This window comes from Candidatus Accumulibacter propinquus (genome assembly GCF_056856495.1).
Window position 1 is genome coordinate 338,292 of sequence record NZ_JBSEHC010000001.1, and the last position, 20,714, is coordinate 359,005.

At 61.1% G+C, this 20,714-nt stretch carries 17 protein-coding genes and 1 riboswitch; of the genes, 12 read left to right on the forward strand and 5 right to left on the reverse strand.

Translation table 11 applies throughout. The features are described from left to right. Positions 1-87: 87 nt before the first annotated feature. The 3 genes from AC15MQ_RS01510 to AC15MQ_RS01520 form a co-directional block, all read right to left on the reverse strand. On the reverse strand, positions 88-2,676 hold the full coding sequence (locus AC15MQ_RS01510; protein WP_483079106.1) for a [protein-PII] uridylyltransferase: 2,589 nt from the start codon (positions 2,674-2,676) through the stop codon (positions 88-90). After that, positions 2,676-3,476, reverse strand: coding sequence for a type I methionyl aminopeptidase (gene map, locus AC15MQ_RS01515; protein WP_287653149.1), 801 nt, complete (start codon positions 3,474-3,476; stop codon positions 2,676-2,678). Before map ends, AC15MQ_RS01510 begins: the two co-directional genes overlap by 1 nt. Before the next feature lie 201 nt (positions 3,477-3,677). Next, the gene (locus AC15MQ_RS01520; RefSeq protein ID WP_287670617.1) at positions 3,678-4,034 is read right to left on the reverse strand and encodes a hypothetical protein; all 357 of its coding nucleotides are present in this window, start codon (positions 4,032-4,034) and stop codon (positions 3,678-3,680) included. 155 nt (positions 4,035-4,189) lie between these two features. On the opposite strand from AC15MQ_RS01520, the gene gmk reads away from it, so the two are divergent. The 11 genes from gmk (at position 4,190) to frdD (ending at position 14,435) form a co-directional block, all read left to right on the forward strand. Beyond that, positions 4,190-4,798 (forward strand): guanylate kinase, encoded by a 609-nt coding sequence (gene gmk / locus AC15MQ_RS01525; protein ID WP_287653147.1) that lies wholly within the window; start codon positions 4,190-4,192, stop codon positions 4,796-4,798. Between the two features lie 18 nt (positions 4,799-4,816). Next, positions 4,817-5,023: a DNA-directed RNA polymerase subunit omega gene (gene rpoZ / locus AC15MQ_RS01530; protein ID WP_287653146.1), complete on the forward strand. Its 207-nt coding sequence runs from the start codon at positions 4,817-4,819 to the stop codon at positions 5,021-5,023. Between the two features lie 74 nt (positions 5,024-5,097). Continuing rightward, on the forward strand, positions 5,098-7,260 hold the full coding sequence (locus AC15MQ_RS01535) for a RelA/SpoT family protein (protein WP_483079107.1): 2,163 nt from the start codon (positions 5,098-5,100) through the stop codon (positions 7,258-7,260). Continuing rightward, entirely contained in the window at positions 7,257-8,492 is a 1,236-nt protein-coding gene (locus tag AC15MQ_RS01540; RefSeq protein WP_483079108.1) for a D-amino acid dehydrogenase, read from the forward strand. Before AC15MQ_RS01535 ends, AC15MQ_RS01540 begins: the two co-directional genes overlap by 4 nt. Before the next feature lie 19 nt (positions 8,493-8,511). Continuing rightward, positions 8,512-9,306, forward strand: coding sequence for an enoyl-CoA hydratase/isomerase family protein (locus AC15MQ_RS01545; RefSeq protein ID WP_287653144.1), 795 nt, complete (start codon positions 8,512-8,514; stop codon positions 9,304-9,306). A gap of 9 nt (positions 9,307-9,315) precedes the next feature. Next, positions 9,316-10,104, forward strand: a complete 789-nt coding sequence (locus tag AC15MQ_RS01550) for a TatD family hydrolase (protein ID WP_483079109.1) — start codon at positions 9,316-9,318, stop codon at positions 10,102-10,104. Between the two features lie 223 nt (positions 10,105-10,327). Then, entirely contained in the window at positions 10,328-11,050 is a 723-nt protein-coding gene (gene rquA / locus AC15MQ_RS01555) for a rhodoquinone biosynthesis methyltransferase RquA (protein ID WP_287653142.1), read from the forward strand. Between the two features lie 89 nt (positions 11,051-11,139). Continuing rightward, positions 11,140-12,927, forward strand: coding sequence for a fumarate reductase (quinol) flavoprotein subunit (gene frdA, locus AC15MQ_RS01560; RefSeq protein WP_483079110.1), 1,788 nt, complete (start codon positions 11,140-11,142; stop codon positions 12,925-12,927). Beyond that, positions 12,920-13,675, forward strand: coding sequence for a succinate dehydrogenase/fumarate reductase iron-sulfur subunit (locus AC15MQ_RS01565; RefSeq protein ID WP_287653140.1), 756 nt, complete (start codon positions 12,920-12,922; stop codon positions 13,673-13,675). Before frdA ends, AC15MQ_RS01565 begins: the two co-directional genes overlap by 8 nt. Beyond that, the gene (locus tag AC15MQ_RS01570; protein WP_287653139.1) at positions 13,672-14,070 is read left to right on the forward strand and encodes a fumarate reductase subunit C; all 399 of its coding nucleotides are present in this window, start codon (positions 13,672-13,674) and stop codon (positions 14,068-14,070) included. The genes AC15MQ_RS01565 and AC15MQ_RS01570 overlap by 4 nt, the downstream gene beginning before the upstream one ends. Continuing rightward, positions 14,067-14,435 (forward strand): fumarate reductase subunit FrdD, encoded by a 369-nt coding sequence (gene frdD, locus AC15MQ_RS01575; protein ID WP_287653138.1) that lies wholly within the window; start codon positions 14,067-14,069, stop codon positions 14,433-14,435. The genes AC15MQ_RS01570 and frdD overlap by 4 nt, the downstream gene beginning before the upstream one ends. Before the next feature lie 104 nt (positions 14,436-14,539). Here frdD and AC15MQ_RS01580 read toward each other — a convergent pair whose 3' ends face one another. Together AC15MQ_RS01580 and AC15MQ_RS01585 are read right to left on the reverse strand one after the other, a co-directional pair. Beyond that, the gene (locus AC15MQ_RS01580; protein ID WP_287653137.1) at positions 14,540-15,343 is read right to left on the reverse strand and encodes a flagellar brake protein; all 804 of its coding nucleotides are present in this window, start codon (positions 15,341-15,343) and stop codon (positions 14,540-14,542) included. A 73-nt stretch (positions 15,344-15,416) separates the two neighbouring features. Continuing rightward, positions 15,417-15,743, reverse strand: coding sequence for an EscU/YscU/HrcU family type III secretion system export apparatus switch protein (locus AC15MQ_RS01585; protein WP_287653136.1), 327 nt, complete (start codon positions 15,741-15,743; stop codon positions 15,417-15,419). 264 nt (positions 15,744-16,007) lie between these two features. After that, positions 16,008-16,095: riboswitch (cyclic di-GMP riboswitch) on the forward strand. Between the two features lie 73 nt (positions 16,096-16,168). On the opposite strand from AC15MQ_RS01585, the gene AC15MQ_RS01590 reads away from it, so the two are divergent. Further along, positions 16,169-20,707, forward strand: a complete 4,539-nt coding sequence (locus tag AC15MQ_RS01590) for a M10 family metallopeptidase C-terminal domain-containing protein (RefSeq protein ID WP_483079111.1) — start codon at positions 16,169-16,171, stop codon at positions 20,705-20,707. Positions 20,708-20,714 lie beyond the last annotated feature (7 nt).

Genomic DNA, 20,714 nt, shown 5'->3' on the forward strand with positions numbered 1-20,714 from the left:
GTCCTGCCATCGTTTCGCCCTGGTGCCTGCCGCGGGGATTTTCTGACGGGCAGCCAAGCCCGGGGTACCGCCGGTGCGCAAACATGCTCAGAGTTTGAGTCGCTCCAGCAACTCGCTTTCCAGCTTGATGCGGCTGGCGCTGTCGCCGAGGTCTCCGCCGCTGAGCAGAAAGGTATCTTCAACCCGTTCGCCGAGCGTCGAAATCTTGGCTGTGTGCAGATTGGCACTGTGTGCAGCCAAAGTCATGGCAACCGTATACAGCAGGCCGGGGCGATCGGCTGCACTGACCGAGAGGACATAGTGCAGGCCCTTTTCGTCGGGTTCGATGGTGACCAGCGGCTGCACCGGGAAGTGCCTCACCTGACGCGAGATTCGCCCGCTGCCTGGTGCCTCCGGTGGGCTGAGGCGACTGAGACGCGCGCTCAACTCGTGCTCGATGTAAGTGATCATCGCGCGGTCGCTGCCGCGATCGCTGAGGTCGAGCAGCATGAAACTGTCCAGCGCGTAGCCGTGACGCGTGGTGTGGATCTTGGCATCGACGATGGTGTAACCGGCACGGCTGAAGAACCCCACCAGCCGTGCAAACAGGTCGCGCTGGTCGCGCGTGTAGATCATCACCTCCAGCCCTTCGCCCTGCGGGTTGACGCGTGCCTTGACCACCGGTTCCTCGACACGGGTTCGATAGTGCAGGGCGCGCGTGTGCCAGGCGATTTCCTCCGCCGAATGTCGGAGAAAATATACCGTGTCGAGTTGCCGCCACAAGCGTTGATGCACCGCGTCGGGGAGTGCGAAGTAGCGCAGCAGGCGCAGTGCTTCTTGCTGACGTTCCTCGATGAGTCCTTGTCTGACGGGCACCTGGCCGCCGGCGAGCAGGGTCCGGCAGGTGCTCCGGAAGAGTTGCTCGAGCAGTTGGCCTTTCCATGTGTTCCACACTTTCGGGCTGGTACCGCGAATGTCGGCGACGGTGAACAGATAGAGGGCCACCAGTTGCCGCTCGTCCTTCACCGTCGCGGCAAATGCGCCCACGACGTCAGGGTCGGCGATATCCTGTTTCTGGGCAACGCTGGACATCAACAGATGACGCCTGACCAGCCAGACAATCAGTTCGCTGTCCTCTGCGTCGATACCGTGATCTGCACAGAACTTCGCGGCATCGACGGCACCAAGTTCCGAGTGGTCGCCACCTCGCCCCTTGGCGATATCGTGGAACAGCGCTGCGACGTAGAGCACCCAGGGACGAGGGAAATCACTGATCAGCTCGCTGCACAGCGGATACTCGTGAGCGAACTCGCCGGCGAGAAAGCGGCGCAGGTTGCGCAGGACCTGCAGGCTATGCTGGTCGACGGTGTAAACGTGGAACAGGTCATGCTGCATCTGGCCGACGATCCTGCCGAAATTGGGCAGGTACCTGCCAAGCACTCCGAACTGGTTCATGCGCCGGAGTTCGTGCAGTACCCCGCGCGGTTGTTTCAGGATCTCCAGGAAACACGCACGATTGCCGGGCGAGCGGCGGAAGCTGTCGTCGATCAGCATGCGGGCATGCCACAGGGCGCGCAAAGTGCGCGCCGTCATCCCCTGCAGCTGGGGATGCCTTTGCATCAACAAGAAGGCCTCGAGCATGGCGCCAGGGTTGCTGCCGAAGAGATCCTCATCGACCACATCAAGCAGATCGTAGGTGTTGCGGAAGCGCTCATTGATCGCTTGCGGCAACTGCTGCGGTGGCGGCGATATCGCGGCGCCAAGGTTCAGCAGCAGGATGGTGTTGATCTGTGTGACTTCCTTGGCCGTTCGATAATAGCCTTGCATCAGTCGCTCGCTGGCGCGGCGGGTGGGCGTGGGCTCGAACCCCAACTGTTCTGCGAGCGCAGTCTGGTAATCGAAGAGGAGGCGATCTTCGCGCCGGTTGACGTGCAGGTGCAGACGGGTTCGCAGACGCTGCAGGAAACTCACGCTGCGCTGCAGTTGCTGCTCTTCCGCCGGGGTGATGAAACCGTGCTGGGCCAGATCTTCCCAGGAATTTCCATAGCCTGCGGCGCGGGCAATCCACAGGATCGTCTGCAGATCGCGCAAACCCCCCGGTGCCTCCTTGCAGTTGGGTTCGAGGCTGTACGGTGAATCCTGGTAACGGCGGTGGCGCTCGTCCTGTTCCAGGCGCTTGGCTGCGAAGAATGCCTGCGGCTCAAGGTCTTCCATGAGTTGCTCGCAGAGTTCCTGAAAGACCGCGCTGTTGCCGGTAAGCAGACGTGCTTCGAGCAAGGCCGTCTGAATCGTCAGGTCGTCCAGGGCGGCGCGCCTGCACTCATCGAGAGTACGCACGCTGGGGGCGATCTCCAGGCCGATGTCGTAGAACAGAGCCACTGCCCGCTCAAGGGAGGTGGTCAAGGCCTCGTCGGGTGGATTCGGCAACAGAAGCAGGATATCGACATCGGAGGCTGGGTACAGTTCGCCGCGTCCGTAGCCCCCGACCGCGACCAAGGCCAGCGAGGAAGGCAACTCCAGGGCCTGCCACAAGTCGCAGAGGATGCCGTCGATCAGTTGGCAGCGCTCGTGCAACAGGCGCGGTGCGTCGCCTTCGCAGAGATAGCGCTCACGCACCGTTCTCTGACCCGACTGCAATCGTGCCCGACAACAGGCAATGAGCGCCTGACGGTCGAAAGTGGCAGTGCGCGTGGTCACTATCTGATCCAGTCGGGCTTGGGGCGTGTGCCCTCCGATACGGTGAGGACTTCGTAGCTCGTTTCGGTGACGAGGATGGTGTGCTCCCACTGCGCCGACAGGCTATGGTCTTTGGTGACGATGGTCCAGCCGTCGGCCATGGTGCGGATCGCTGCTTTGCCGGCGTTGATCATCGGCTCGATAGTGAACACCATGCCGGACTCGAGTCTGATGCCGGTATTTGGGCGACCGTAGTGAAGGACTTGCGGCTCTTCGTGGAATTTCGCGCCGATGCCGTGCCCACAAAACTCGCGGACCACCGCATAGCCCGATTGCTCCGCATGTTGCTGGATGGCATGCCCGATGTCACCGAGGTGGGCGCCCGCCCTGACCTGTGCGATGCCCAACCAGAGGCATTCGAAAGTGACCTCGCAGAGTCTGCGCGCCTGCACCGACGTCTCGCCGACCTGGAACATGCGGCTGCTGTCGCCGTGGTAACCGTCGCTGATTACGGTGACGTCGAGATTGACGATGTCGCCGTTCTTGAGTTGACGGTCGCCGGGAACGCCATGACATACCTGATGGTTGATCGAGGCGCAGATCGACTTCGGATAAGGTCTGTAGCCGGGTGGAGCATAGTTGAGCGGCGCCGGGATGCAGCCTTGAACATTCACGATATAGTCGTGACAGAGCTGGTCGATCTCGCCAGTAGTGACTCCCGACCTGACATGCGGCGCGATGTAGTCGAGGACCTCGGCCGTCAGGCGGCCGGCAACACGCATTTTCTCGACTTCTTGGGGGGATTTTTTACTGATGCTCATGCGTTCAGGTCGCCGGCAGGGGGAGGAGGGGGGAAGGATAAAGGAAGCGGGGAGCTTAGGCAATTTGCCGCCTGGTGAGTGCAACCCCGCCGGACTCGGCAGGGTTGCCATCGCGGGACGGCATGGCCTGTCAGGCTCTCCAGTTGCGAGTTTCTGCAAGGGGGTGGTTGCCGCCGCACAGTCGCACGAGCTTATCGTTTTCTACTTGGTGATCGCGGCGTTGCGACCGGAAAACTGGTCGCTAAGACGAAAAGCCGCATCACTGAACTGCCCCAGCGGTTTGTCCGTGCAATAGCGGTTTACATGCTGTTCGACCGTTCCACTCGAAATCGCCGAAACCTGCTGGCTTGGGTTGGCGTAGTTGTGACCACTGAGCACGCCGCGTACCCAGGCGACGTAGAGTGCTCGTTGCTCGACATCGTCTTTCGACGCAGACCAGGCACGGCAGGACATGTCGTCAAAGCCGAGAATCTTGAGCGGCACTGCAGCGCCGGCATTCGTTGCCAATAGCGCGGCAAGCGGTAGGGCAGTGTGCAGCATCAACTTCCATCGGAACATCAAGGGGCTCCTCGCACGGTGAACGGATCGATCCCGCAATTTTCGTCGGTAACGCGGGGCCAGTCCATGCCCATCGGAGCGGCTGGTGGCGAGGATCCGAAAATCGATGTCGCCGCAGGTACAATTGAGGCCATATATTTGCTGGCGAAAGTACCATGAGCGGACACCTCTACATTGTCACGGCCCCATCCGGTGCCGGGAAGACGACTCTGGTGCGCCTGTTGCTGGAGAACGATCCGGGAATCTGTGTGTCCATTTCTCACAGCACGCGCAGCCCGCGAACTGGTGAGCGCGACGGCGTCCACTATCACTTTGTTGCCGTGCAGGATTTTCTGGAAAAAGTCCGTAAGGATGAATTCATCGAGTGGGCCCAAGTGCATGGCAACTACTATGGCACATCGAGGAACGGTATCGAGTCGGCCTTGCAGGTTGGCCAGGATGTGCTATTGGAGATTGACTGGCAGGGGGCGCAGCAGGTGCGCCGATTGTTCCCGGCGGCGATCGGCGTGTTCATTCTACCGCCCTCGCTCGACGCGCTGGAGCGTCGTCTTTGCGAGCGGGACACCGACAGCGCCGCTACGATCGCTCTGCGCGTGGCCGCGGCGCGCGATGAGATGCGGCATGTGGCCGAATTCGACTATGTTATTATCAACGACGATCTGCAGCGCGCGCTGCATGACCTGTTGGCGGTGATTCGCGCCGCACGACTCCGTTACGCTGCGCAGCGCCGGCGCCATTCCATCCTGTTCGCAACAATGCTCTGACTCTCCTGGGAGATTTGCATGGCAAGAGTGACCGTAGACGATTGTCTGCACCGTATTCCGAACCGTTTTCAGATGACCTTGGCGGCCACTTACCGCGCCCGTCAGATCACCGCTGGCGCATCACCTCTGGTCGACCCGGGTCGGGACAAGCCGACGGTAATTGCGCTGCGCGAAATCGCCGGCGGCCGGGTCGGTCTGGAAGTCCTCAACCGCGGTCAGGCCTGACTTTCACCCCACCGGTTGGGCAGTGTGTGATCAGGGATCCGGTTGCCGCAGCCAGCCTGTCCGGTGAATTGCCGGTGGCTGACAACGCCCCGCTGTCGCCTCATCCAGAGGACGATCCCGCTTATCAGGTTTTTATCGACACTCTGAGCTATCTTCCGCCTGAAGAAATTCAGGTCGTACGGGAGGCGTATCTGTTCAGCGAGGCTGCACATCGTGGGCAGCTGCGCCTGTCTGGAGAACCCTACATTACTCACCCCCTGGCGGTAGCCGGTGCGATCGCCGAATGGCAGATGGATGTGGAGGGGGTGGTTGCGGCGCTGCTGCACGACGTGATGGAGGACACGTCGGTGGGCAAGGTCGAGATTGCCGAGCGCTTTGGCAAACCGGTCGCGGATCTGGTCGATGGACTGTCGAAGCTCGACAAGATCGAGTTCCAGTCGCACGAGGAGGCGCAGGCGGAAAACTTCCGCAAGATGCTGATGGCCATGGCACGCGATTTGCGTGTGGTGCTGATCAAGCTGGCCGACCGCCATCACAACCTGCAGACGATGGCTGCCGTCCGCGCCGACAAGCGCCGCCGTATCGCCCGCGAGACACTGGAGATTTACGCACCGATCGCCAGTCGGCTCGGCCTCAACAAGCTTTTTCGCGAGTTGCAGGATCTCTCGTTTCAACTGATTTATCCGATGCGCGCGCGCGTTCTGGCGCGCGCGCTCAAGGCGGCGCGTGGCAACCGTCGCGAGTTGCTGTCGCGAATCCTGGAAGGCCTCACCGGCAAGCTGGACGAGGCGGGCATAGAGGCGCGGGTGTTCGGTCGCGAGAAGGGGCTGTACTCGATCTATCGCAAGATGCTGGACAAGCACCTGTCCTTCTCGCAGGTGCTCGATGTTTACGGCTTTCGAGTGCTGGTGAATGATGTCCCCACCGCCTACCTCGCTCTCGGTGCGCTGCATGGCCTCTATAAACCGGTGCCAGGGAAGTTCAAGGACTATATCGCGATTCCCAAGCCCAACGGCTATCAGTCGCTGCATACTACGCTCATCGGTCCGCACGGCACCCCATTCGAGTTGCAGATTCGCACCGAGGCGATGGACAATGTCGCCCAGGAAGGCGTTGCCTCGCATTGGCTGTACAAGGACAGCGAGGACTTCGGTGCCGAACTGCAGCAGAAGACGACCAAGTGGTTTCACTCGCTGCTCGACCTGCAGAGTGCGACCGGCGATTCGTCCGAGTTCTTCGAGCACGTCAAGGTGGATCTCTTTCCGCACGAGATCTACGTGTTCACGCCCAAAGGCAAGATCATTGCCCTGCCGCGCGGTGCCACGGTGGTCGATCTGGCGTATGCGGTGCATACCGATATCGGCAACCACTGCGTTGCTGCGCAGGTCAATTTCAAGCTCATGCCATTGGCGACCGAACTGACCAACGGTGACCGGGTCGAGGTAGTCACCGCCGCCGATGCCCACCCGAGCGTGGCCTGGATCAGTCACGTCAAGACTGGCAGGGCGCGCAGCAAGATCCGCCATTACCTGAAAACGGCACACCATGACGAGTCGACCGCGCTTGGCGAGAAGATGTTGAACCAGGAGTTGCGGGCGCTTGGCGTGGTTGCCTCTGAGCTGCCGGTTTCGAGTTGGAAGAACGTGTTGCGAGATTCCGGCAACAAGCTGATCAAGGAAGTGTACACCGATATCGGGCTGGGCTTCCGCCTTGCCGGGGTGGTTGCCCGTCGCCTGCTGGCGCGCGAGGATACGCCACAACCGGCCGACAAGTCGCCGGCGTCCCTGGTCATTCGTGGCACCGAAGGCATGGCCGTGCAGTTCGCGCCCTGCTGTCAGCCGATCCCGGGTGATCCGATCATCGGCTCGATCTGGAAGGGCAAGGGTCTGGTCATCCATACCCATGATTGTCCGGCCATCCGCAAGGCGCGTAGCGCCAAACCGACGAAGTGGCTTGACGTCGAGTGGGAACCGGAGCCCGGCAAGCTGTTCAGCGTGCGCTTGCTGATCATGGTACAGAACACGGTTGGCGCTCTTGGACGCATCGCCACCGAGATATCACGTTCCGGCACCAACATCGAGCACGTCAATATGGAAGAAAAGCATCCGGGACTGTACACCACGCTGCACTTTACGGTGCAGGTCGCCAGTCGCACTTCCCTGGCGCGTCTGATGCGCAGCGTGCGTCGCATTCCAGAAGTCGTGCGCATTACTCGGGATCAGGGGCTCTCTGCTTGAAGGTTCTGGTGATCGGTGCGGGTGTCGTTGGCGTCACCAGTGCCTGGTATCTGGCCAAAGCGGGGCACCAGGTGACGATGCTCGATCGTCAGCCTGCCGCAGGACTGGAAACCAGCTTTGCCAATGGCGGCCAGATTTCAGTCTCGCACGCCGAACCGTGGGCCAACCCGCATGCCCCGCTGCGTGCCTTGTCCTGGATGCGGCGCGAGGACGCGCCATTGCTGTTCCGCCTTCGCTGGGATGCGGCCTTGCTGGACTGGAGTCTGCGTTTTCTGCGCGAGTGCAGCACACGGCGGACGCGCGACAACATGCGCCAGATCGTCAACCTGGCGCTCTACAGCCGTCGCCAGTTGCAGGCGCTGCGCGCCGAAACCTCGCTGGTTTATGACCATCTCGAACGCGGCATTCTGCACGTATATACCGACCGTCGCGAGTTTGCCGCGGCCATCGAGGCGGCGGTGCTGATGCGCGAGTTTGGCTGCGAACGACGCACGGTGAGCGTCGACGAGTGCATCGCCATCGAGCCGGCTCTTGCAGAAGCACGCGCGCTGCTGGTCGGCGCGGACTATACGGCAGCCGACGAATCCGGTGATGCGCATCGTTTCACCCAGCAGCTTGCGGCCCGCTGTGCGGCGCGCGGCGTCGTTTTTCACTACGGTGCCACGGTCGATCGGCTGATCGCCGCAGCGGGCCGGATCGACGGCGTGCTGGTCGGTGGCCAGCGGCATCAGGCCGACGTCTACGTCGCCGCACTCGGCAGTTACACGCCGCTGTTGCTGCGCCCGCTTGGTTTGCGACTGCCGGTTTATCCGGCCAAAGGCTATTCGGCTACCGTGCCGCTGGCAGCGGACAGCGTCGCGCCAAGCGTCAGTCTCACCGACGACGGTCACAAACTCGTATTTTCGCGTCTTGGCCAGCGCCTGCGAATTGCCGGAACAGCCGAATTCAATGGGTACAATACCGAACTCAATCCGGTGCGTTGCACTGCGCTGATGCTGCGGGCCGGTGAACTGTTTCCGGCTTTGCGTCCCGCCGGGGAGGCCGTATTCTGGTGTGGTCTGCGCCCGGCGACACCGTCCAACGTGCCGCTCATCGGCCGTTCGGCAATTCCCAATCTTTACCTCAACACCGGCCACGGTACGCTAGGCTGGACAATGGCCTGCGGCTCGGGCGCTGCCTTGGCCGATATCATCAGCGGCCGCTCGCCCGAGTTGTCCTTCCGGTTCCTTTAAGTGCATACAGGAGAACAGCATGAGCACAGTGATTTACGAGGTCAGTGGTCATGTCGCCACGTTGACCCTCAACCGGCCGGAATCGCTCAACGCACTCAATCTGGCGATGATCGACGACCTGCGCACGACGACAGCACGTGCCGCTTTTGATCCCGACGTACGTGCGGTCGTGTTGCGCGGCGCCGGTGATCACTTCATGGCCGGCGGCGACCTCAAATGGTTTCGTGACCAACTGGCGATGTCGCCGCAGCAGCGGCAAATACGCTTCGAAGAAATGATCGCCGTCGTGCATACCACCATCCTCAACCTCAAGGGCATGCCGAAGCCGGTGATCGCCGCAGTGCATGGTGCCGTTGCGGGCTTCGGAATGTCGCTGATGATGGCCTGTGATCTGGTCGTTGCAGCCGACAATGCTTACTTCACTCTGGCCTACAGCAACATTGCCCTGTCCCCGGACGGCGGTGCGACCTGGTCCTTGCCGAGGCAGGTCGGCCTCAAACAGGCGATGGAGATCGCCCTGCTCGGCGACCGCTTCGACGCCACATGTGCTCGCGAACTGGGGCTGGTCAATCGCGTTGTGCCACTGGCGCAGTTGACAGCCGAGGCCGAGGGGCTGGCACAGCGTCTGGCCGCCGGTCCGGCCGCTGCATTGGCACGCACCAAAGCCTTGCTGAATCAGTCGCTGGACACCGCTCTGGAAACTCAATTGCACGCCGAACAGCGCGCCTTTGCAGCCTGTGGTGCGCATCCCGATTTCAACGAGGGTTTGGCCGCCTTCTTCGAGCGTCGCAAGGCATCCTACGATCGGGGTTGAGCTTCGGCGATGCTGATTGACACGCATTGCCACCTTGCTGCGGCCGCGTTTGCTGGTGACCGCGACGAGGTGGTTGCCTTGGCACGGGCATTGGGGGTGTCAAGCATGCTCGTCCCGGCGGTCGATGTAGCGAGCTTCACCGAAGTCAGGGAATGCTGTGCGCGCCATGCAGGATGTGTCCCGGCCTTCGGTATCCATCCGCTTTTCGTCAAGTCCGCCGGCGAGGCCGATCTGGCGGCATTGCGCGAGTGGCTGCAGCGTGTTTCGGACGGACCGCAATGGCCGGTTGCCGTCGGTGAAATTGGCCTTGATTTCTTTGTCGCTGATCCGGATGTCGAGAAACAGGAGTATTTTTTCGTCGAGCAACTCAAGATTGCCCGTGCAACGGACCTGCCGGTGCTTTTGCACGTGCGCCGCTCGGTGGATCAGGTGCTCAAATATCTGCGCCGCATCACCGTCCGGGGTGGGATTGCTCACGCCTTCAACGGCAGCCGCCAGCAGGCGGACGAATTTGTCCGGTTGGGTTTTCGACTCGGCTTTGGCGGTGCTTTGACCTACTCCGGTTCGACGCGTATTCGCCACCTCGCCGCTACGCTGCCCCTGGCTTCGATAGTGCTGGAAACCGATGCCCCGGACATGCCGCCTGAGTGGCTTGCGGGCGGCCGGAACACGCCGGCGCAGTTGCCGCGGATCAACGCCGTGCTGGCCGAATTGCGCGGCATCGACGCCAACGATCTGGCGCGGGCCACAGCGCTGAATGCCCTGGCCGTGTTGCCTCGGTTGCGTTCGGCCGATTGATCGGGTAGGGTACGGCCTGACGGCTCCGGGATGCCCAAGTTCAGAGCGGGTGAACGGTGGGCCAGAGAATCAAAAGAATATCAACCATGGAACTTCTCGGCCGGCGCGGAATCAATGCGGCACCTCCGGTCAGGCTCCCTGACCTCGAAAGGCATATTGCCGAACGTAAACCCTGGCATCCTCCATTATGAAAAATCGCTTCGATAGACCTGTGGCCACGTGTGTGGCTGTAAAGAAGGCCGTGCCTGTCGTGCCGCACTACCTGCAGGCCCACTATTGGTGGGCCTATGTTCATCCGCGCGCGGTACATGTCTTCGAGCGGCAATGGCTGGTGAACCTGATTCTCTGGGGTAACTACAAACGCCTGTGCAATGCGGTGCTGCATGATTACGAACACCGCTTGCCTGGGCGCACGCTGCAGATTGCCTGTGCGTACGGCGACCTGACGCCGCGGCTGGCCGACTGCGTAACCTCCGACGGGTTGCTGGAAATCGTCGATATCCTGCCGATCCAGTTGGAGAATCTGGCCAGCAAGCTGGGACGCGATGCGCCGATCAAACTTCACTGCATGGATTCTGCAGCACTGGGTTTTGCCGATGCCAGTTTTGACCGGGCGTTGTTGTTTTTCTTGTTGCACGAGCAGCCGCAGGCCGTACGCGAGCGAACGCTGGCCGAGGCGCTGCGGGTTGTTCGTCCCGGTGGTACGTTGACCATTGTGGACTATGCTCCGCCCAGCCGTTTCAACCCGCTACGGTACTTCTGGAAGCCGGTCCTCGACCGGCTGGAACCCTTTGCCCGCGACCTCTTCAGCGAGGAGGTCACGGCCTGGCTCCCGAAGGCAGGGGGCTTCGTCTCGATTGGCAAGCAGCGCTTCTTTGGTGGCATGTATCAGATGTTGACGCTAGAGGTTGCCGAAACAGGGCATGAGCGACAAGCTGGCGGGTAGATCAGCAGCGGGTCTGGCCGGTTTGGTGCGGCCGGGCTTTTCGGACAATGATCGTGGCCGGCGATGCCCGGTACGAGAAAGGATGAAGCGTGGAGATATACAAGGCAGACGTCGTGATCGTGGGCGGCGGTGGGGCGGGGCTGCGGGCAGCGATCGCTGTGGCCGAGTCTGATCCGGCCCTCAGGATTGCGCTGGTATCAAAGGTGTATCCGATGCGCAGCCATACCGTCGCCGCTGAAGGTGGTTCGGCGGGGGTCAAGTTGCCGACCGACAGCCTCGACTATCATTTCAACGATACCGTTGGCGGTGGCGACTGGCTTTGCGAGCAGGACGTGGTGGAGTACTTCGTGGCGCACTGTGCCGAGGAATTGACTCAGCTCGAGCACTGGGGTTGTCCGTGGAGCCGTACGCCGGACGGTCACGTCAATGTGCGTGCCTTTGGCGGCATGAAGATCGAGCGTACCTGGTTTGCGGCCGACAAGACCGGTTTCCATATGCTGCACACACTGTTCCAGACCTCGATCAAATACCCGTCGATCAAGCGTTTTGACGAACATTTCTGCGTTGATCTGGTGGTCGAGGACGGTCGCGTCCAGGGCGTTGTCGCGATCGAGATTGGTTCCGGTGAATTTACCCTGGTCGAGGCCAGATCGGTGGTCATCGCGACTGGCGGTGCCGGGCGGGTCTTCCGCGAGAACACCAACGGCGGCGTGGTGACCGGCGACGGCATGGCTCTGGCCTACCGGCACGGGGTACCCCTGCGGGATATGGAATTTGTTCAGTATCACCCGACATGCATGCCGGGTACCGGCCTGCTGTTTACGGAAGCATGTCGTGGCGAGGGGGGCTTTCTGGTCAACAAGGACGGCTATCGCTATCTTCAGGACTACGGCCTTGGGCCGGCCGAGCCGACGCCGCGCAACAAGGCGATGGAACTCGGGCCGCGCGACCGCTTGAGCCAGGCCTTCTGGTACGAGCAACAGAAGGGTCGCACCATCGAGGGGCAACACGGTTCGGTGGTGCATCTCGACCTCCGCCATCTCGGCGAAGCCAAGCTGCGCGAACGCTTGCCGCAAATCTACGAACTGGCTGAGCAGTTTCTCGGTGTCGACCCTGCTCGCGCGCCGATACCGGTCCGCCCGGCGGTGCATTACACCATGGGCGGCATTCTCGTCGACGGTCTCTGCGCGTCGCCGCTGGCTGGCCTCTATGCCGCCGGTGAGTGTTCCAGCGTGGGTATCCACGGTGCTAACCGGCTCGGCTCGAATTCCCTGTCCGAACTCTGCGTTTTTGGCAAGGTGGCAGGCGTCGAAGCGGCGCGTTTTGCGCGATCTGTAGCGCCGGGAAATTCCGCGAGCCTGCACAAGCAGGCGCAGGCCGTCGAGCAGCGGGTGCTTGCACTGAAAACCAGAACCGGCGGCAGCGAACGCATAGCGACCTTGCGCAAGGAGATGGCGCAGACCATGGAAGATGGCTGCGGAATCTACCGTTTGGCGGAAACGATGCAGAAGACCTGCAGCAAACTCGAAGAACTCAAGGAGCGCTTCGGGAAAGTCAATCTGGAAGACAAATCGAGCGTCTGGAACACCGAATGGCTGCTGGCGATCGAACTCGAGTACCAGCTCGATGTAGCGCAGACGATGGCTTATTCGGCCTTGCACCGGCGAGAATCGCGTGGTGCCCACCAGCGGCTCGACGGCTTCGAGCAGCGCGACGACGTGAACTTTCTGAAACATTCGCAGGCGCATTATGTCGTTGGCGGCCCTCCACGCATCGACTATGGCCCGGTCAAGATCACCAAGTCCCAGCCAGGTACCCGCGCCTATGGTGCAGCAGGCGAAAAGGCCGAGCAGGAAAGGAAGGCGTCCCATGTCTGAACACCAGAAGACGATCGAAATCGAAGTTCTGCGTTATAACCCCGAAACGGACAAGGAACCGCACCGACAGGTCTTCGAGGTGCCGTTTACCGATGACATGTCGGTGCTGCAGGGGGTGCAATACATCAAGGACTACCTCGACGGTTCGCTGAGCTTTCGCTGGTCGTGCCGGATGGCCATTTGCGGCAGCTGCGGGATGATGATCAATGGTGAACCGAACCTCTCCTGCCAGACATTTCTGCGGGACTATTATCCGGCCCGCGTGCGGGTCGAGGCCCTCGCGCATTTCCCGATCGAGCGCGATCTGGTGATCGGTATGGAAGGTTTCATCGAGAAGCTGGAAAGTATCCAGCCCTACATTATCCCGAAGGAAGCGCGTACCCTGGCGCAGGGCGAGTACCTGCAGACGCCGGAGCAATTGAATGCCTACGAGCAGTTCAGTTCGTGTATCAACTGCTTGCTCTGCTACGCAGCCTGTCCACAGTTCGGCCTCAATTCCAGCTTTGTCGGGCCGGCTGCGATTGCTTTGTTGCATCGCTACAACGTCGATTCTCGTGACGGCGGCAAGGCCGAGCGCATGGAACTGGTCAATGCCGAAGAGGGTGTATTCAACTGCACTGCCGTGGGTTATTGCTCAGAGGTCTGCCCTAAACATGTCGACCCGGCCAACGCCGTCAACCAGAACAAGACCAATAGTGCGATGGATTATTTTCTGCGTTTCCTTGCTCCGAAGGGAGGTGCAAAGTGAACAAGCGTCGTCCCTATGTTCGCTCCATGGATGGTTGGTGGCGGAAGAATCCCTACTTTGTCGAGTACATGATTCATGAGGGAACGGCCCTCTTCGTCGCCGCCTACGCCGCCATTCTGCTGACCGGTCTGGTCCGTCTGTCGCAGGGGGAAGCCGCCTGGACGGCTTGGCTCACTGCGCTCAAGAACCCGTGGTACATCGGTTTCCACCTGCTGGCACTGGTTGCCATCGCTTATCATACGTACACGTGGTTCAAGATCATGCCGCGGACCATGCCGCCGGTGGTCGTCGGCGGCCAGCGTCTGTCGGCCTGGGCAATTACCGGCAGCGGGCTTGCCGTGGCGGCTGCGGCCAGTCTCGGATTGCTCGCTCTGGTATGGGGGATGGCACGATGAAACCGACGCTGAAACGTTCCAACGCACCGATTTTCTGGGCACTGTTCGGAGCCGGCGGCATGTTGTCGGCGCTGTTCGGTCCGATGCTGGTGTTCATTACCGGCATTGCGGTCCCACTTGGCCTGCTGCTCCCGCCGGATACCATGAGCTATCCGCGCATGCTTGCCTTTGCCCAGAACTGGATCGGCAAGGGCTTTGTCTTCGCGGTCATCGCACTCTTCCTGTGGCACGCCGCTCACCGCATCTTTCACAGTCTGCACGATGTCGGTATTCACGCTGGCACCGGCGCCAAGTTGCTTTGCTATGGGTTGGCCATGCTGGGTACGGTCGTCGCAGCGTACGCCTTGCTGACGATCGGTTTCTAGGGGCTATTTTCTAGGCGCGGCGGCGCGGACCCGCCGCGCCTACCCTGCTTCAAGCATTCATTGATGTAGGGTAGGATTGGCTTTATTGGAGCGCCTCCATCTCCCTAGCCCATGCCGCTGATCCGGGCTTTGCGCTCGCGCTCGACACGCGTGATATAGCGTTGCACCATGCTCATCCTCACTCCCGGCAAGGAAATGAATTCGCAGCCGACGCGAATGTAGCGGGAACCACTCTTGGTTGTGACGTCAAACTTGTTGCGCACGCACAGGTTGGCGACCAGCAGGCCCTCGTCAGGAAGCGTCATCTTGCAGTCGGTCAGAACGGCACCACGCTGGAGGAGCGCTGCCAGGCTAGGGGTCGCCATCAGGCCAACGCCGCCGCCGCTGAGGTCGAGCAACGATGCTTCCAGGACCAGGGCGCTACCATCGGCGCGCCTGAGCGTGGCGACGAACTTGACCGGTTTTGCAACGGGTGTCGAGAGCCTGAAATACTCGCGCCGCTGCAGTCGCAGCACTTGGTCAGGCAATTCGGCACGGAACGCCGGATGTCCGGCATTCCGTGTTTCGGCAAGGTGGCGCAAGGTGAACTGCACCTTCACCTTATCCACTGCGGCGGTCAGAATAAGCTGCTCGGCCTGCAGGGCCTGACTGTTGATGGTGTCTTCACGACCACCTTCGAGGATGAGGTAACCGCTTGCCGTATCGATATTCAGCACTGAGGTGAGCAGAAAGGACCTGCCCTGGTTGAAGTAGACGCTGACCAGTGCCCGTCGCTCGATCAGCGCGCGCAGGACGGCAACGATCTCTGCTTTGGAATGCAGGAGGTATTGACTGTAATCCTCAGGCCGTTCGATCTCGAATCGAATCGGCGTCTGTTCTGCCTGTGCCTGAACGTCAGTTTCTTCCATTGGTTCTTCCGGAATCAGCTGGAGTCGGCAGTTTAAAGCAAAACCGCTGCCGGGGTCACCGACCACGCCAACATCACCGTTCCGGCTTCTCTTCTGTGGGGGCTGTGAGGAGTGGTGCGGGCCGTCGTGAAGAGCCATTCTCGAGCTGGTAAAGCCAGGCCAGCAGTTCGGCTACTGCCAGGTAAAGTTGTGGCGGGATACGCTGATCGAGATCCACCTGCATCAGCAGCGACACCAACTCTGCGGATTCATGCACATAAACCCCGTGCTCATGAGCACGGGCGATGATCTGTTCAGCTACCAGTCCGCGCCCTTTGGCGACGACACGCGGTGCTGCGTCGGTTTGGCTGTAGGCGAGCGCGACGGCATTCTTGAGCGACTCAGCGGTTGCTTTCCGCACACGCCTCCCTTCCTGTACGCGCCAATCCGGGCGGCGGCCCCCTGTCCAGGTGCGGACCGCGCGAGGACTCGATCGATTCTCTCTGGTGGCCACGGTGGTGCCGGCGTCCAGGGACATCGCGGTAGGTGGTGGTGATCATGGGACCACATCTTACCGCGTGCGAACCGATTTCGGTATTTTGCCGCACCCGACCGTCGGCGAGTAGCGAGAAAACAGGCTTCAGGGTATTGACAGGATGAGCATAAGGTGTAAGCTGAACACCATCTTATCCAAAGGCAAACGGGGAGAAATCTCCGGACGCAAAGCCGAGGGCCCTCACCTGAAATTCAGGAAGGGCGGCCGGGTTGCATAGATTCAGCGCAGTTTGCTGGGTATCTCCTGAGCGCCCTCGACATTGCCGCCTTCTTACTTGAAGGAGTGGTACTGTGGCGCTAGCATCCTGGACCCAAGAGCAAATTCTTGCTCAACTCGATACCGGCTATCATTGGTCTGGAAGTACGATTACGTACGCCTTCCCGACAACGTCAAGCGGCATCTATGGTAGCTCGGAACTCTCGGGCTTTCAGGGTCTGAATGCCACTCAACAGGCCGCCGCCACGCTGGCACTGCAAACCTGGGATGACCTCATCGCCCCGGACTTCCTCAAAGTTAGCTCCGGTGCGTCGAATATCGAATACGGGACGAGTACCACCGGCATTGGCTATGCCCATGCCTATCTGCCGACGACCGGCAGTGTGTGGTTCAATCGTGCGTATGCGGACTTGATGGCGCCTCAGGTCGGCGCGCACTCTTTCCTGACCTACATCCATGAGACAGGGCATGCTCTCGGCCTGGATCACATGGGCGACTACAACGGATCAGGTACCTGGACGCCGTCGAGTTACCAGGATAGTGGTGTCTATTCCGTGATGTCCTATTTCGGACCCAACTGGGGTTCGGGTTCCTCGAGTGGGGTGGGTCTGGTGGCCTGGGCTGACTGGATCGGTGCCGACGGAAGGCTGTATTCACCCCAGACTCCGATGCTCAACGACATCATGGCCCTGCAGGCCATGTATGGCGCCGAGACGACAACGCGTACAGGCAACACCACCTATGGATTTAACAGCACGGATTTCGGCACCTTGTCCGCGATCTACAACTTTGCGGTAAACCTCCACCCGATCCTGACGATTTACGACTCTGCGGGTACTGATACGCTTGACCTGAGCGGATGGTCTACCTCCAGCACCATCGATCTCGCGCCAGGTGCCTATTCCTCATGCAACAGCATGACCAACAACATTGCAATCGCATACACCTGCGCGATCGAAAATGCGGTCGGTGGCGCCGGTGCCGACACGATCAGCGGTAACGCCCTGAACAACGTCCTTGACGGTGGTATGGGGAATGATTCGCTGTCGGGAGGCGGCGGTGACGATGTTCTCGTGGCGGGGGCCGGCAATGACCGTCTTGATGGGGGAACGGGTAACGACACCGTGGTTTTTTCTGGCGCTTTTTCTGAATACAGTTTCTCATATATTGTCAGCCAGGGTTTCACCTTCGTCGGTAGCGCCACCGGTTCGGACATCGTCAAGGATGTCGAGACCTTTGTGTTCTCGAACGTGACGAAGACCGCCGGCGAGTTGTCGGATGGTGCCGGTGTTGCACTGGACCCCGTCACGGTGTCGATTGCGGCCAGCGCACCGTCGGTGCTCGAAGGCAATAGCGGGTCGACCGCCTATGTCTTCAACGTCAGCCTCAGCGCAGCGGGCAGTACGGCGCAAACCGTGAACTGGCGAGTGGCCGGATCCGGCGTGTCGGCGGCCGCTGCTGCCGACTTTACCGGTGTGACCACGGGCAGTGTCACCTTCCAGGCCGGCGAGACGACAAAGGCGATCCAGGTGCTCATTGCCGGAGATACGCAGGTGGAGTCTGACGAGGGCTTGACCGTCAGCCTGACCAGTCCGTCGTCGGGGCTGGTACTGGGAACCTCAAGCGCCACGGGGACGATCCGGAACGATGACGTCGTCGTGGTTCCTGACGATTACACGATGACCACCGCGACCCGCGGATTAGTTACCGTCGGAGGTAGCGCAGTATCCGGTGTCATCGAGACGGCGTCCGATGGCGACCTCTTCAAGGTCAGCCTGACCGCCGGGTATACCTATGTGTTCAACCTCAAACGCGTTGGCGGGGCTCTCGATCCGTATCTTGAACTCTATGGATCAACCCTGACGGCAATCACCCAGAATGATGACGCGAGTGCGTCGACCACCGACTCGCAGATCATCTATACCGCGACGGTGAGCGGCACCCATTACCTGGCAGCCAAGGGCGATGCTCTGTCCACCGGCAGTTACTCGATCAGCGCGCTTCCCTGTACCGGGCTGACGCTCAACGGCGATGACAGCGCCAACACCCTGAACGGTAGCTCAGGTATCGACAGGCTCTATGGCCTTGGTGGCAACGATACGCTGAATGCCGGGCTGGGCAATGATCTGCTTGATGGTGGCACTGGCGCCGACCAGATGCTCGGTGGAAGTGGCAACGATGTCTACCTGGTTGACGACAGCGGTGATATCGTGACCGAAAGCAGCACCACGGGTGGCATTGATCTGGTGCGTGCATCGGCTTCCTGGGTAATGTCGGTCAACGTCGAGAACCTGCAACTGGAGGGAACCGCCGACCTCATGGGGACCGGCAACACGTTGGCCAACAGCATTACCGGCAACAGCGGAAACAACGTGTTGAATGGCCAGGCCGGTATCGACACCATGAACGGTGGCGAGGGCTCCGACATCTACCTGATCGGGGCTGCTTCCGAGCATGCGGCCGCAGAAATCTCCGACAGCGGCAGCACGGGTGTCGACGAGGTGCGATTTGCGGCCACCAGTGCCGGCACGCTGAAGTTGTTTGCGGGTGACAGAGGCATCGAGCAGGTGGTGCTTGGTACTGGAACAGCAGCGGTGGCGACGACCACCGGCACGACTGCCCTCAATGTCGACGCGTCGGCGCTAACCAAGGCCATCACCCTGGTCGGTAACGATGGTGCCAATATCCTCACTGGGACAGCCTACGCTGACCGGATCAAGGGCGGCGGCGGCGTCGACGTCTTGAACGGCCTGGCCGGGGTTGACAGCATGGATGGTGGCGAAGGTTCCGACATCTACCTGATCGGGCTTGCCTCCGAGCATCTAGCGGCGGAAATCTCCGATAGCGGCAGCGCCGGGGTTGACGAAGTGCGATTTGCGGCCACCAGCGCTGCTACCCTGAAGCTCTACGCGGGCGACAGTGGCGTCGAGCGGGTGGTACTTGGCACCGGAACAGGCGCTGCGGCGACGACTACCGGTACGGCTGCTCTCAATGTTGATGCTTCGGCACTGGCCAATGGTGTCGCCATGGTCGGCAATGCCGGGGCAAACGTTCTGACCGGAACGGCATACGCTGATCAGATCGATGGCGGCAGCGGTGACGACATCCTGAGCGGTGGGGACGGCGTCGACAGCATGAATGGCGGCGCTGGTTCCGATCTTTATCTGATCGCACTGGCCTCCGAGCATGTTTCCACAGAGATCAACGATACGGGCGGCAGCGGAGTCGACGAACTGCGATTCACGGCCTCCAGCGCCAGCACGCTGAACCTCTTTGCCAACGACAAGGGCATCGAGCGGGTGGTGCTGGGCACCGGCACCGGCGCCGTAGCGACGACCACCGGCTCGGCTGCCCTTAACGTCGATGCGTCGGCGGTGACCAAAGGCATCACCCTGGTCGGCAATGCCGGCGCGAACGTCCTGACCGGAAGCGCGTACGCCGACCGGATCGAGGCTGGAGGCGGCGCTGACCTGTTGATTGGTGGAGTCGGTACCGACAGCATGAATGGCGGCGAGGGTTCCGACCTCTACCTGATCGCTCTGACCTCCGATCATCTGGCGGCGGAGATCGCCGATACCGGCAGCGCGGGTGTCGACGAAGTCCGCTTCACCGCCACCAGCGCCGGTACGCTGAAGCTGTACGCCGGCGACACGGGCCTGGAACGGGTGGTCCTTGGCACCGGCAGTGACGCGCTGGCGGATACCACGGGCACGGCCGCCCTCAATGTCGATGCGTCCGCAGTGCTCAAAGGCATCACCCTGGTTGGCAATGCCGGTGCCAATATCCTGACCGGAACGACCTATGGCGATCGGATCGAGGGTGGCGACGGTGCCGACCTTTTGAAGGGGCTGGCCGGTACCGACAGCATGAATGGTGGTGAGGGTTCCGACCTCTACCTGATCGCGCGTGCCTCCGAACATACGGCGGCCGAGTTCGCCGATACCGGCAGCACGGGGATCGACGAAGTGCGTTTCGCAGATACCACCGCCGGTACCCTCAAGCTGTACGCGGGCGACAGTGGCATCGAGCGGGTGGTGCTTGGCACCGGCACCGGTGCGGTAGCGACAACCACCGGCACCGTTGCCCTCAATGTCGATGCTCTGGCGATGGGCAACGCGATTACTCTGGTCGGTAACGCCGGCGCGAACCTCCTGACCGGAACGGCTTATGCCGACCAGATCGATGGTGGAAACGGCGCCGATCGGATCATCGGCGGCAGCGGCAACGACACGCTGATCGGTGGGCAGGGCAACGACTCGCTGACGGGCGGCGATGGTGCGGATGCGTTTGTGTTCAATACGGCTCCGAATGCGGCAAGCAACAAGGATACCCTGATCGATTTCCAGGCAGGAACCGACCATATCGACTTCAGCCTGTTGCTGTTCCCGGCGCTCGGTGGGTCAACCGGCGATCTGGGCGTCGAGCAGTTCTGGGCTGCTGCCGGCGCCATCAAGGGGCACGACGCGGATGACCGGATCGTCTATAACACCACCAGCGGTTCGCTGTATTATGATGCCGATGGCAGTGGCAGCGGCGCTGCAGTGGAGATCGCGCTGGTCGGTATTTCGACCCACCCGACCCTTGATCATGGCGATTTTCATCTGATTGCCTGAGTGGCCG